At 48.9% G+C, this 13,335-nt stretch carries 14 protein-coding genes; 9 read left to right on the top strand and 5 right to left on the bottom strand.

Features of this window, described 5'->3' with window-relative positions; translation table 11 throughout:
• The first annotated feature begins 53 nt into the window (after positions 1–53).
• The 3 genes from HMPREF3066_RS08235 (at position 54) to HMPREF3066_RS08225 (ending at position 1,949) form a co-directional block, all read left to right on the top strand.
• On the top strand, positions 54–854 hold the full coding sequence (locus tag HMPREF3066_RS08235) for a hypothetical protein (protein ID WP_070441984.1): 801 nt from the start codon (positions 54–56) through the stop codon (positions 852–854).
• 60 nt (positions 855–914) lie between these two features.
• Entirely contained in the window at positions 915–1,256 is a 342-nt protein-coding gene (gene fdx, locus HMPREF3066_RS08230) for an ISC system 2Fe-2S type ferredoxin (protein WP_003764447.1), read from the top strand.
• Positions 1,257–1,331: 75 nt separating this feature from the next.
• Positions 1,332–1,949, top strand: a complete 618-nt coding sequence (locus HMPREF3066_RS08225) for a hypothetical protein (RefSeq protein WP_141743201.1) — start codon at positions 1,332–1,334, stop codon at positions 1,947–1,949.
• A gap of 95 nt (positions 1,950–2,044) precedes the next feature.
• Here HMPREF3066_RS08225 and HMPREF3066_RS08220 read toward each other — a convergent pair whose 3' ends face one another.
• Positions 2,045–2,656 (bottom strand): hypothetical protein, encoded by a 612-nt coding sequence (locus HMPREF3066_RS08220; RefSeq protein WP_070441978.1) that lies wholly within the window; start codon positions 2,654–2,656, stop codon positions 2,045–2,047.
• 260 nt (positions 2,657–2,916) lie between these two features.
• Here HMPREF3066_RS08220 and iscX point away from each other — a divergent pair, with 260 nt between their 5' ends.
• The 3 genes from iscX (at position 2,917) to metE (ending at position 6,747) form a co-directional block, all read left to right on the top strand.
• The gene (gene iscX / locus HMPREF3066_RS08215) at positions 2,917–3,114 is read left to right on the top strand and encodes a Fe-S cluster assembly protein IscX (protein ID WP_070441975.1); all 198 of its coding nucleotides are present in this window, start codon (positions 2,917–2,919) and stop codon (positions 3,112–3,114) included.
• Between the two features lie 342 nt (positions 3,115–3,456).
• Positions 3,457–4,335 (top strand): methylenetetrahydrofolate reductase, encoded by an 879-nt coding sequence (gene metF, locus HMPREF3066_RS08210; RefSeq protein ID WP_016686752.1) that lies wholly within the window; start codon positions 3,457–3,459, stop codon positions 4,333–4,335.
• 135 nt (positions 4,336–4,470) lie between these two features.
• Entirely contained in the window at positions 4,471–6,747 is a 2,277-nt protein-coding gene (gene metE / locus HMPREF3066_RS08205; protein WP_070441973.1) for a 5-methyltetrahydropteroyltriglutamate--homocysteine S-methyltransferase, read from the top strand.
• Between the two features lie 242 nt (positions 6,748–6,989).
• On the opposite strand, the gene HMPREF3066_RS08200 is transcribed toward metE, so the two are convergent.
• Both HMPREF3066_RS08200 and HMPREF3066_RS08195 read right to left on the bottom strand, forming a co-directional pair.
• On the bottom strand, positions 6,990–7,706 hold the full coding sequence (locus tag HMPREF3066_RS08200) for an S-methyl-5'-thioinosine phosphorylase (protein WP_003778025.1): 717 nt from the start codon (positions 7,704–7,706) through the stop codon (positions 6,990–6,992).
• Between the two features lie 266 nt (positions 7,707–7,972).
• Positions 7,973–9,043 (bottom strand): AI-2E family transporter, encoded by a 1,071-nt coding sequence (locus HMPREF3066_RS08195; protein WP_070441971.1) that lies wholly within the window; start codon positions 9,041–9,043, stop codon positions 7,973–7,975.
• A 204-nt stretch (positions 9,044–9,247) separates the two neighbouring features.
• Here HMPREF3066_RS08195 and purM point away from each other — a divergent pair, with 204 nt between their 5' ends.
• Positions 9,248–10,282 (top strand): phosphoribosylformylglycinamidine cyclo-ligase, encoded by a 1,035-nt coding sequence (gene purM, locus HMPREF3066_RS08190; RefSeq protein ID WP_003778032.1) that lies wholly within the window; start codon positions 9,248–9,250, stop codon positions 10,280–10,282.
• A gap of 83 nt (positions 10,283–10,365) precedes the next feature.
• Here purM and HMPREF3066_RS08185 read toward each other — a convergent pair whose 3' ends face one another.
• Positions 10,366–10,809, bottom strand: coding sequence for a DUF4124 domain-containing protein (locus HMPREF3066_RS08185; protein WP_082054514.1), 444 nt, complete (start codon positions 10,807–10,809; stop codon positions 10,366–10,368).
• Between the two features lie 169 nt (positions 10,810–10,978).
• Positions 10,979–11,461: an NGO0322 family iron-responsive protein gene (locus tag HMPREF3066_RS08180; RefSeq protein ID WP_003742463.1), complete on the bottom strand. Its 483-nt coding sequence runs from the start codon at positions 11,459–11,461 to the stop codon at positions 10,979–10,981.
• A 393-nt stretch (positions 11,462–11,854) separates the two neighbouring features.
• Between HMPREF3066_RS08180 and dnaQ the strand changes: the two genes are divergently transcribed.
• Together dnaQ and ispD are read left to right on the top strand one after the other, a co-directional pair.
• Positions 11,855–12,577: a DNA polymerase III subunit epsilon gene (gene dnaQ, locus HMPREF3066_RS08175; RefSeq protein ID WP_141743200.1), complete on the top strand. Its 723-nt coding sequence runs from the start codon at positions 11,855–11,857 to the stop codon at positions 12,575–12,577.
• Positions 12,574–13,263: a 2-C-methyl-D-erythritol 4-phosphate cytidylyltransferase gene (gene ispD / locus HMPREF3066_RS08170; protein ID WP_070441965.1), complete on the top strand. Its 690-nt coding sequence runs from the start codon at positions 12,574–12,576 to the stop codon at positions 13,261–13,263. The genes dnaQ and ispD overlap by 4 nt, the downstream gene beginning before the upstream one ends.
• Positions 13,264–13,335: the final 72 nt, after the last annotated feature.

Genomic DNA, 13,335 nt, shown 5'->3' with positions numbered 1-13,335 from the left:
TGTCCTGATTTAAATTTAATCCACTATAATGACCAACCCAGCACGAGCAAACCATGAACAAACTTACAAATCTTCCGTTCAAGGAAAAAGTCAACGAACTCAATGAAAATCTCATTGCTTTTGCAGAACCGGAAACTGTATTCTGTGAAAAACAGCCATGGCTAAAAAATCATTTCCTACCCATGATGAGTATAGATTTGGGAGAATTTAAAACAGAATGGAGTGGCACAATCGTCCATCTTATCAACCCAATCGAACCTTATGAATACTATATAGGTGGCTTCACACCCGCTTACCACAATGAATTTATTGGTGAAAACTGGCTGGCTTTCCGTTTGACAGACGATAACAAATATGAATTTTTGGGAGAAGAAGGCTATTTCACCCGCAGTCCTCAATACAGAGAGAACTTAAAACAAATACTTTGCGCCGATTTCGATCCCAATGCTTTTGAAAACAAAGACATTCTGGAAACGTGTAAAGAAGAGTTTTATCAAGAAGCACTGAAGTATTTCGATGAATCTGTTCAAATCTATCAAGAGAACAAATCAGATTTTGAAAAACGAGAGGGGCGGTACGGCGACGAGCCTTACGATAATACCTATTTTGGTCTATATCTTGATAGATTAGGCGGAGTGATTAAAGGTGGAAATTGGGTAGATACTAGTCCCATTCCTCCCGCCTTCACTCTAAAAGAAGACAAGGATTGGAACGTATTCATAGAACACCAGGGTAATCCTTTCTACCATATTGCCTCATCCTCAGGATATAAATATTCCAACGGAGCAGATGACGTAATTCTGCTCTACGAACCCGTCAGCCGGATTGCATTATTTACATTCGAATGGACATAGAACACAGACTATTGTTAAACCCCACCATTATCAAACCACTCATTACAAGAGACAATAAAAATGCCCAAAATCACCGTACTCCCACACGCCGTATTATGTCCCGAAGGCGCAGTCATCGAAGACGCGCCCGAAGGCAAAACCGTCCTTGACGTACTGCTCGACCACGACATCGAAGTCGATCACGCCTGCGAAAAATCCTGTGCCTGCACTACTTGCCACGTCATCATCCGCAAAGGCTTCGACAGCTTGGAAGAGCCGAGCGAGCTGGAAGAAGACCTGCTCGACCAGGCATGGGGCTTGGAAGCCGACTCGCGCCTGAGCTGTCAGGCGGTGGTTGCCGACGAAGACTTGGTGGTGGAAATCCCCAAATACACCATCAACCACGCGCGCGAAGATCATTGATGCAAAGAGGTCGTCTGAAACGGATACAGCAATGTTCAGACGACCTCTCAAAAGCAAATAGTTTGGGATTCATTGTTGAAACGTTTAACCTTGCTTTCACTCCTATTCTTCCTGCACACAGCCTATGCCGATCATGCTAAATGGCAGGAAGTGACTTGCTATCAATACAACCAAGTAGAAGTAGATAAGGCAATGGAAAAAATTGTTGGCGACACCAAATATCGCAATAAGCAATTGAATGCCATGATTGATAAAATCAAGCGCCCTGTCCGCTACCGTATCAGGACAACCCCAATAAAACGTTTTGGGCTTGCGGTTGAAAATGGGGATTACTTCACCTCTTGTAAACCAATCCAAGACAAGAGCCATTTGATTTTATTTTTATACTATCAGGGTAGCAATTTAAAATCCTTGGGCATTACCAAAACTAAGATTCAAAATGGTAAAGAGGTTTTAGTAAGTAATAATCTTTATGCCTATTCGGAATCTAAAAACATTTTTGAACGCTCGGGAGATATCAATAATTCCGAGGAAGCTTGTATTACAAAATCCTGTAAAAAAGAAATCATTGTGTATAAGCACCCCGCTGCCTTTAAAGACATAACAACATATCAATACCCGTCTTCCTTCATTCTGAAAAAGTTTGGACTTGGGGGGACGAAGCTGTCTGACCATGCTATTCCCTTGGAGTAACAATAACACCGTCTTTAAAAGCAAACAAAAAGTCGTCTGAAACTGCCTTACCGACCGTTTTCAGACGACCTTCCGTCAAATCGCTGCCAAATCGTTTATTTGGAACGTGGAACGACAAACCTTAAGCGGGATACTTTCATCGAAGCGACGGTTTGCGCAACAGGATAATTTTCCGCTCTGCCTTTGGCGTTCAGCATACTGAGGCTGCTGCCATGACGGGTAATGATGCTCTTAGGTTCGGGCTTCGGTGCCGGTTCGTTTTTTGTTGCGGTTGTAACGGATTTCGGCGGTTCGGGGACATATCCCGCCAAGCCGAAGCGTTTGATGATTTTGTTTGCGGCATCCATATAACGCTGTTTTGCTTCTTCGTTTTCCACCGCCATATCGTCAAGCGCCACAGACACGTCGTTGCCGCAGCCGACAATGCGTTCCGCAATACGCGAATACACCATCCAGCGTTTCAAACGCAAAGCGCCCGCATCTTCGTCCGGCGTGGCGGCATCCAAAGCAATCATGCCGTAACGCTTGCCATAACGGAGGCGCAGCGAAAGCCGCTTCAGCCCCTCGCTCTCGTCCAGCATCTGATAAAGCTCGCGGATAAGCAGCAGCAGGCGGTCGAACACGCCCGCTTTAGCAAGATAATTAGGATCATCGGAGGCGAGCGCGTAAATAAGTTTGGATAATTTGGCATTGAGTGCGTTGTTCATCGATTTTCCTGTTATTCATACTATAATGGATTTCTTTAAGAACCACTCCAAATGATTTGGTTGCATGACAAAGTGTAAATTTTCCTTAGTGAAAGTCAGAAAAATGTATTAACGTACGCCTTGAAAATATTACATAGGAAAATACCATATGCGATTTCGGACGCATTAATCATTGCCGACACGAATTTTCCCCAAAGCATTAACACCTAAACAAGCCATCCCGAATCAAACCATTCGGACACTCCAAAAGGAACGACATCATGAAATGGACAGACACCCAACGCATTGCCGAGGAACTCTACGACCTGCACGGCGACAACATCGACCCGAAAACCGTTCGCTTCACCCAACTGCGCGACCTGATTATGGCGCTGCCCGACTTCGACGACGATCCCGCACGCTGCGGCGAACGTATCCTCGAGGCCGTACAACAGGCATGGATTGAAGAAGCTGAGTGAGGTAACATCATTTGTAAGCTAAAAACCAAGACGTCGTCTGAAAATTTTTCAGACGACGTTTGAATGGGTTGATAGCCAACTCAAGCGCAAAACATCTTATTGCTTTTGCGTTACCAACAAAAATACAAGTCATTGAAATCCATTTAATTTCAAGATATTCCCACATATCTGAATTGTATTTTCTCCCCGGCTTGCCCTCATATGAATAGAGGCAAGCATAATGGCAACCACATTAAAATAATTCATAAACTTTCTGAAAATTTTGAATTTGACTCATACACAAGGCAAATTTATCATACAAGCCTGAAAACGTTTAAAAAAGACAACCGAGGTACACAGCCAATGAGTTACGCAAAAGAAATCAATGCGTTAAACAACAGCCTTTCCGACTTGAAAGGCGACATCAACGTTTCGTTCGAATTTTTCCCGCCGAAAAACGAACAAATGGAAACCATGCTGTGGGACTCCATCCATCGCCTGCAAACCCTGCATCCCAAATTCGTATCCGTAACCTACGGCGCAAACTCCGGAGAACGCGACCGTACGCACAGCATCGTCAAACGCATCCAACAGGAAACCGGCTTGGAAGCCGCGCCGCACCTGACCGGCATCGACGCCTCTCCCGACGAATTGCGCCAAATCGCCAAAGACTATTGGGACAGCGGCATCCGCCGTATTGTCGCCCTGCGCGGCGACGAGCCGCCCGGCTATGAGAAAAAACCGTTTTACGCCGAAGACCTGGTCAAACTCCTGCGCTCCGTCGCCGACTTCGACATCTCCGTAGCGGCATACCCTGAAGTGCATCCCGAAGCGAAATCTGCACAAGCCGACCTGATTAATCTGAAGCGCAAAATCGATGCGGGCGCAAACCATGTCATCACCCAATTCTTCTTCGACGTAGAACGCTACCTGCGCTTCCGCGACCGCTGCGTAATGCTGGGCATCGACGTAGAAATCGTTCCCGGCATCCTGCCTGTTACCAACTTCAAGCAACTCGGCAAAATGGCGCAAGTAACCAACGTCAAAATCCCGAAATGGCTGTCGCAAATGTATGAAGGTTTGGACGACGACCAAGGCACGCGCAATCTGGTAGCGGCAAGTATCGCCATCGACATGGTCAAAGTCCTGTCCCGCGAAGGCGTGAAAGATTTCCACTTCTACACGCTCAACCGCAGCGAGCTGACTTACGCCATCTGCCATATTTTAGGCGTGCGCCCCTAAAGCCGAAAACGGTTTCAGACGACCTCAGGGGTCGTCTGAAAAACAAAACGCCGCCCCATCCGCCCTATTCTGATTTACAATACCGACCGATTCGGATTGAACCGGTCCTTACAAAATCCAACTGGAGAGTTCAACATGACAACATTACATTTCTCAGGCTTCCCGCGTGTCGGCGCCTTCCGTGAATTGAAATTCGCCCAAGAAAAATACTGGCGCAAAGAAATCAGCGAACAAGAGCTGCTTGACGTCGCCAAAGACCTGCGCGAAAAAAACTGGAAACACCAAGCCGCTGCCAACGCCGATTACGTTGCCGTAGGCGATTTCACTTTCTACGACCACATCCTCGACCTGCAAGTCGCTACCGGCGCGATTCCCGCCCGTTTCGGCTTCGACAGCCAAAACCTGTCTTTGGAACAATTCTTCCAACTGGCGCGCGGCAACAAAGACCAATTCGCCATCGAGATGACCAAATGGTTCGACACCAACTATCACTATCTGGTGCCTGAATTCCACGCCGATACCGAATTCAAAGCAAACGCCAAACATTACGTTCAACAACTGAAAGAAGCCCAAGCCCTCGGTCTGAAAGCCAAACCGACCATCGTCGGCCCGCTGACCTTCCTGTGGGTAGGTAAAGAAAAAGGCGCAGTCGAATTCAACCGCCTGAGCCTGTTGCAAAAACTGCTGCCCGTTTACGTTGAAATCCTGAACGCTTTGGTTGAAGCCGGTGCCGAATGGATTCAAATCGACGAGCCTGCTTTGGCTGTTGACCTGCCTAAAGAATGGGTGGAAGCCTACAAAGACGTTTACGCCACTTTGAGCAAAGTAAACGCCAAAATCCTGTTGAGCACTTACTTCGGTTCCGTTGCCGAACACGCCGCATTGCTGAAAGCCCTGCCCGTTGACGGTCTGCACATCGACTTGGTACGCGCTCCTGAACAACTGGATGCGTTCGCCGACTACGACAAAGTCCTGTCTGCCGGCGTTATCGACGGCCGCAACATCTGGCGCGCCAACCTGAACAAAGTTTTGGAAACTGTCGAGCCTCTGAAAGCCAAACTGGGCGACCGTTTGTGGATTTCCAGCTCTTGCTCGCTGCTGCACACCCCATTTGACTTGTCAGTTGAAGAAAAACTGAAAGCCAACAAACCCGACCTCTACTCTTGGTTGGCATTTACCCTGCAAAAAACCCAAGAATTGCGCGTTCTGAAAGCCGCATTGAACGAAGGCCGTGATTCCGTTGCCGATGAACTCGCTGCCAGCCAAGCTGCTGCCGATTCACGCGCCAACAGCAGCGAAATCCACCGCGCAGACGTCGCCAAACGCCTTGCCGACCTGTCTGCCAACGCAGACCAACGCAAATCACCGTTTGCCGACCGCATCAAAGCGCAACAAGCATGGTTGAACCTGCCCCTGCTGCCGACGACCAACATCGGTTCTTTCCCGCAAACCACCGAAATCCGCCAAGCACGCGCAGCCTTCAAAAAAGGCGAACTGTCTGCCGCCGATTACGAAGCCGCGATGAAAAAAGAAATCGCCTTGGTGGTTGAAGAGCAAGAAAAACTGGACTTGGACGTACTGGTACACGGCGAAGCCGAGCGTAACGACATGGTCGAATACTTCGGCGAATTGTTGAGCGGTTTCGCATTCACCCAATACGGCTGGGTACAAAGCTACGGTTCACGCTGCGTGAAACCACCGATTATCTTCGGTGACGTAAGCCGCCCAGAAGCCATGACTGTCGCTTGGTCTACTTACGCACAAAGCCTGACCAAACGCCCGATGAAAGGCATGTTGACCGGTCCTGTAACCATCCTGCAATGGTCTTTCGTCCGCAACGACATTCCACGCGCTACCGTGTGCAAACAAATCGCACTGGCTCTGAACGACGAAGTATTGGATCTGGAAAAAGCAGGCATCAAAGTCATCCAAATCGACGAACCTGCCATCCGTGAAGGCCTGCCTTTGAAACGCGCCGATTGGGATGCCTACCTGAACTGGGCCGGCGAATCCTTCCGCCTGTCCTCTACCGGTTGCGAAGACAGCACACAAATCCACACCCATATGTGTTACTCCGAGTTCAACGACATCCTGCCTGCCATCGCAGCTATGGACGCCGACGTCATCACCATCGAGACTTCACGTTCCGACATGGAACTCTTGACCGCGTTCGGCGAATTCAAATACCCGAACGACATCGGCCCAGGCGTTTACGACATCCACAGCCCGCGCGTACCGACAGAAGCCGAAGTGGAACACCTGTTGCGCAAAGCCATCGAAGTCGTACCGGTTGAACGCCTGTGGGTGAACCCGGACTGCGGTCTGAAAACACGCGGTTGGAAAGAAACTCTGGAACAACTCCAAGTGATGATGAACGTTACCCACAAACTGCGTGCCGAATTGGCGAAATAAGTTTGAAATAGTATAGTCAAAAGGTCGTCTGAAAATTTTCAGACGACCTTTTTGTATGATTTTAAGGATCAAGAGAGAAACATAATGGATTAACTTTAAAGCAATACGGCGTAGCCTTATCTTAGTTTCAGAAAGATGATTCTCAATAATGACACAATAGATGAATCAGCTTCGTACTGCTTACGCTGCCCATAGCTTCATTGCCATGTCCTGATTTAAAGTCATTCCACAAAAGATGGTGTTTACAAACCCGCAAGCAAACGGCGGATTTTGCCGATGGCAAGCTCAGTTTCCAAGCCGCATTCCGTTCCTTCTGCTCCGCCGCTAAGGCAGCGGATGTCGGTGATGCCGCAGAAGTGGGCGTATTGGATGCCCAGTTCGCGGGCGAGGAAGGCTTCGGGCATTCCGGTCATGCCCAATACGTCCACGCCGTCGCGGCGGTAACGTTGGATTTCGGCGCGGGTCGGCCAGCGCGGGCCTTGCAGGCAGCCGTAAACGGCTTGGGTGTATAAGGGCATTTGGTGCTGTTGCGCGTGTTCGGCAATTTTTTCGCGCAGTCCGGCGGAGTAGGGTTCGAGAAAATCGGTGTGTACGACCGGTTCTTCCTGTCCTTCAAAAAAGGTGTCCTTGCGGCCGTAGGTGTAGTCGATCAAGTCGTCGGGCAGGACGAGTGCGCCGTTTTCAAAGCGGTCGTTGATGCTGATGACGGAGGAAACGGCGACGATGTATTCCGCACCTATGGAATGCAACGCCCAGATGTTGGCGCGGTAGTTGATTTCATGTGGTGCGACGGTATGGCCGAAGCCGTGCCGCGCAAGGAAGAAAATGTCCTGACTGCCCAGTTTGCCGCTTAAGACGGGGCTGCTGGTCAGTCCGTAGGGGGTGCGGACGATTTTGCGGTCGGTGATGCTCAGTTCTGGCAGCTTGGTCAGGCTGCTGCCGCCGATGATGGCTAACATATGGTCCTTTGTGTAAGTGATTTCAGGGAGTGAGTGTCGGAAAGAAAAAGGTTTGCAAAACAGCCATGAAAATGGAGAACAGGATTAATACCTTCATTTTTTTCCGGAAAGCTGTATCCGTCATCTACGGGAAGCACTTCCCATATCAACATCGACAGGAAACCGGATATAAACCAAAGTGCAAAATTGTTCAACATGGCTGTCGAAGAAAGGCAGGGAGATCGTCTGAAAACCCATATCTGATTTCAGACGACCTTTTTGTCCTTTTACTTGTGTTTGTAAAAACGGCTGTGGAAATAAGCATTCACACCTTCGCGCAGCAAGACTAAGGTTACGGCGGCAAGCGGCAGACCGGCGAGCATGCCGACGAAGCCCATGAGTTGTCCGAAAGCCATCAATGAGAAAATCACCCAGAACGGCGACAGGCCGATGCGGTCGCCGACGATTTTTGGGGTAACGATAAAACTCTCGAGGAATTGTCCGATAGCGAACACTACCCACACCATAATCAGACCGTTCCATGTGCCAAATTGCAGCAAAGCGGCGACGGTTGCCAGCAAAAGTCCGGTAAATGCGCCCAAATACGGGATAAACACCAAAATACCGGCAATCATACCGATGGCGAAGCCCGAATCCAGTCCGACCAGCATCAGCCCGACCCCGTACACCAGCCCCATAATCAGCATCACCATCAACTGCCCGCGCAGGAACTCGCCCAAAACTTCATCCATATTGCTTGTGATGCGCGTATAAGTGTCGATAAAGCGGCGCGGAACCAACGCGCTGATGCCGTAAGACCAGCGTTTCCAGTCCAAAAGGAAATAATACAGCAAGAGCGGCAGCAGTATCAGGTTGCTCATGCCGCTGATGACGTTGCCGCTTTGGCGCATCAGCGTCGGCATCCAAGCCTTGAGCGTGTTGCTCAATTCGCCCGTATGCGACTGCAACCATTTGACTACCGAATCCTGATCGATATGCACATAATTGCCCGCCACATGGTTCAGCCAAGGCAGCAGCCTGTTTTGCGTAAAATCGACGATTTGGGGAATGCGGCTGACCATATTGTTGAACTGGTTGATCAGCATAGGCACGATAATCAGCATCAGCGACAGCAGCAACAGCAGCGCCAATACCATCACGATCATGGAGGCCGGGGCGCGTTTAATCCGTTTTTTCTGCAACCATTCCACCAGCGGATTCAATACATAAGCCAACACTGCCGCCACAATAAACGGCGTCAGGATGTCGCCCAGCGCGTACAGCAGCCAGACAAAAGCCGCAATCACGCAGCCCATAATGATCCACGGCTTCATGCCGCGCGTTTTTTTCTGATACATAAAACCTTTCCATGTGTGTTTCAGCGGGAGCCGCCGCAATCGTTTTCAGACGACCCCTGACCGTCCAGTATAACAGAATAAACGGGGTCGTCTGAAACCTCAGATTGTTTACAAAATCACCGAAAAATCCAAGCCCACGCCTGCAAAATAAGGTAAAATACGCCCCATCGTTTTTCCGTCCCAATCACGATAAGGAACCCATTCATGAGCACTCCACTCAGCTACCGCGACGCAGGCGTTGACATTGACGCAGGCGATCAACTGGTCGAAAACATCAAACCTTTTGCCAAACGCACCATGCGTCCCGAAGTGTTGGGTGATTTGGGCGGCTTCGGCGCATTGGTCGAAATCAGCAAAAAATACAAAAATCCCGTCCTCGTCAGCGGCACCGACGGTGTGGGCACCAAGCTCAAACTCGCCTTCGATTGGGACAAACACGACACCGTCGGCATCGACCTCGTCGCCATGAGCGTCAACGATATTTTGGTTCAAGGCGCAGAACCTTTGTTCTTCCTCGACTATTTCGCCTGCGGCAAACTCGACGTCGCCCGCGCTACCGACGTGATTAAAGGCATCGCCCAAGGCTGCGAAGAATCCGGCTGCGCCCTCATCGGCGGCGAAACCGCCGAAATGCCCGGCATGTATCCCGAAGGCGAATACGACTTGGCGGGCTTCGCCGTCGGCGTGGTCGAAAAAGAGCGCGTCATCAACGGCCGCAGCATCAAAGCGGGCGACATCGTGTTGGGCCTGGCTTCCAACGGCGCCCATTCCAACGGCTACTCCCTCGTCCGCAAAATCATCGCCCGCGACAATCCCGATTTGGACGCCGAGTTCGACAACGGCAAAACCCTGCGCGAAACCATCATCGCCCCGACCCGCCTGTATGTGAAACCCATCCTCGCCGCTTTGGAAAAATTCACCATCAAAGGCATGGCGCACATCACCGGCGGCGGCATTACAGAAAACGTGCCGCGCATCCTGCCTGAAAACACCGTCGCCCAAATCGACGCCAAAGCATGGGAATTGCCCAAGCTGTTCCAATGGCTGCAACAGGCAGGCAATGTGGAAACGCAAGAAATGTACCGCACCTTCAACTGCGGCATCGGCATGGTGGTCGTCATTGCCGAAGAAGATGCCGACGCGGTGCAAGCATTCTTAACCGAACAAGGCGAAACCGTTTACCGTTTGGGTAAAATCCGCGAACGCAACGGTGACGAACATCAGACCCAAGTCGCTTAAATCAAAAGCCTGAAGCTAAATAAAAGGTCGTCTGAAACAGCCAAACCATCTGTTTCAGACGACCTTTTAAATTTTTTAACCCATTAATTGCAATATTTGGCAACATCCCCTTGATACCGTTTGACCAAATCATCACGATTGGCAACGCGCGCGCTTTCGGCAGACTGTTGGTTCATTCGTGCGACACGGCAGTTGTCTTCTTTGTTTTTACGGTTTTCTTCCTCAATTTTTTTATTTTGCTCCTCGATCAGTTTATTCTTAGCCAACATTCGCTCATTTAATTTCGCCTGTTGCTCTGCCAGCGTACCCTCGTCCGCAGCTTCGGATTTAGGCTTGACTGCCGCTTTGACACTGTGCGTACGGATATTCATCACATTGGAGCGGTCAAGCTGGAGCCGGTTCGGCGTATCGGAATAGCTGTTTCCCTTGCCGTTTTTCCATGTATAGACACTGTCAGCTGCCAATGCGCCGGAAGAACACAAAATAGCCGCCGCCAATACGGATAATGCAGAAAGTTTCAATTTCATTAAAATTCCCCTATTCAAATGATGAGCGATTAATTTGAAATGACAATATTGTACTTGATTTTAAATAATATGTCATAACAAGACGATTACTGTGTATCAAAAGCAAAAAAAAATCGCCCCTTTAAACATTTAAGGGGCGCAAAAGGAACACAAACCACTACCAAAACTGTTACAAGGCAAATCCTCCTGATTTTAATTGATGGGTTGCCGGATAAAGTGCTTTCATCAAATCATGCGGTGAAAGCGATAAATCTCTGCTGCCTGTCGTCAGACGACCTTGCTTTGGGGTCAGCTCAAGCAGGCAAGTATCTTTAGCCTGGATAAACTTATTTTTCGTCTGCCGCAACCGGCGTTGTAAAGCGGAAACAACTTTCTCATATAAGCTGTCTTTTTTCTGTACTTCCCGGGTATTTGCCACCCAGCTCAGACGAATATCACTGGTTTCGTCCTCAATCAGCAAAATGCCCGCTTCTACTTGCTCTGCCTTATTCATACAAGGCAGCCAAACATAATAGCGTCCGTCCAGCGTAATGTAGAATACATCGTGAACTTCACAATCGTTGCAGCATTGGGTTGCCAAAAGCGAACGGATGGTTTGTTGATGCAGTCTCAGAATATCAAGGGAGACTTGCTTGAAAATACTTTCCGGCATTTCATTCTCCTTTCGTTCTGTTGCGCTGTCGTTTCGTTTCGATGAGTTGCATTATACGAGTATTTTTTAATTTTGCAAATGATAATTGTTACTATTTTTTAAAACAGAAATAACACAATGATTTAAAAAGAAATTAATTTTTTAAAAGTTGAGTATTTTACTCAGGATTTAGTATCCATCAGCCTTTTGAAAGACAAACTGCTTTCGCTCGTCTGAAAATTGTCAGCAATTTCTACTTTTGGTAACCATAAGACGGCTCATACCACACTTGTCTAAAATATTTTCCCTCATCTAAACAACATCCCAATAAGAATACAAAGCAACACCACTCTATACTTTCACCCCCTCCTTGAGTATGATACGAGACATTTTTTCATTCAGTCATTGGAGCATTTGATGAGACGCCAGATTATCCTTGATACCGAAACCACCGGCCTTTACGCCGAAAACGGCGACCGCTTGGTCGAGTTTGCAGGACTGGAAATGGTCAACCGCCAAATGACCGGACGCTTCCTGCACCTTTACGTCCATCCCGAGCGCGATATGCCTGAAGAAGCCGCACGCGTACACGGGCTGACGATTGACGTTTTAGAAGAAAAAAACGCTCCGCCGTTTGCAAAGGTCGGACAAGAAATCAGCGAATTTATCCGTGGCGCGGAATTGATTATCCACAATGCGAAATTCGACGTAGGCTTCTTAAATATGGAATTCCGCCGCATGGGTCTGCCCTCCGTCGAAGAGCTTGGTTGTGAGATTACAGATACGCTGGCGATGGCGCGTGAAATGTTTCCTGGGCAAAAAGCCAGCCTGGATGCCTTGTGCAACCGCCTCTCCATCGACAGAAGCAAGCGCGTACTGCATGGCGCTTTAATCGACTGCGAGCTTTTAGGCGAAGTTTATTTGGCGATGACGCGCCAACAATTCGACTTAATGGGTGGAGAAGGTGAAGAAGAAACAAAAGAAGACAAGCCCGTCATCATCGCCGAAACAAAACGTTCGTCGCGCTTAAAAGTCATCAAAGCCAATGCTGAAGAGCTTGAAGAACACGAAAAATATCTCGATGCGCTGGGAGAGGCCTGCATATGGAGGCAGGCAGCCGCCGGAGAGAATGTATGAAAAGACGGCATATCACCCTGATTCCCGCCGCAGGGATCGGCGCTCGCTTCGGTGCAGGCAAACCCAAACAATATATCCGGATACACGGCAAAACCGTCTTAGAGCATACGGTTGCCATTTTTACACAACATCCGTTTATCGACTTGGTCGCTATTATTGTCTCACCTGATGATCCTTTTATTAATCATCTTCAGACAACCTCTGATAAGACAGTGGTTTTCAACGTCGGAGGCAATACCCGGGCAGAAACCGTCCGCAACGGTGTGCAAACACTGATGAAAAAGAGGTTGGCGGATAACCACGATAATATTTTGGTTCACGATGCCGCCCGCTGCTGCCTGCCCCAAGATGCCCTGTCGCGCCTGATTCAGGCAGCCGGAACAAAAGTAGAAGGTGGCATTTTGGCCATTCCCGCAGCCGACACCATCAAACGTTCCGATACCGACGGACAAATCCTGGAAACCGTACCCCGTAAAGACTTATGGCAGGCACAGACACCGCAGCTTTTTCAAGCCGGATTATTGAATCGCGCCCTATCCTCCTCCGACTTAAACGGTATTACCGATGAAGCCTCTGCCGTAGAACAACTGGGCATAAGGCCTCTACTGGTACAGGGGGATATCCGCAATCTCAAATTAACCCTCCCTCAGGACGAATTTATCATACGGCTGCTTTTGAATACTTGAATAACCTCGACAAAAAGGTCGTCTGAAAACCAGAATTTGGATTTTCAGACGACGGCGGATTCGCATTTGAAG

The organism is Neisseria sp. HMSC03D10, assembly GCF_001807625.1.
Taxonomy (GTDB): Bacteria; Pseudomonadota; Gammaproteobacteria; order Burkholderiales; family Neisseriaceae; genus Neisseria; species Neisseria mucosa.
This window is presented reverse-complemented; position numbering and strand designations above follow the sequence as displayed.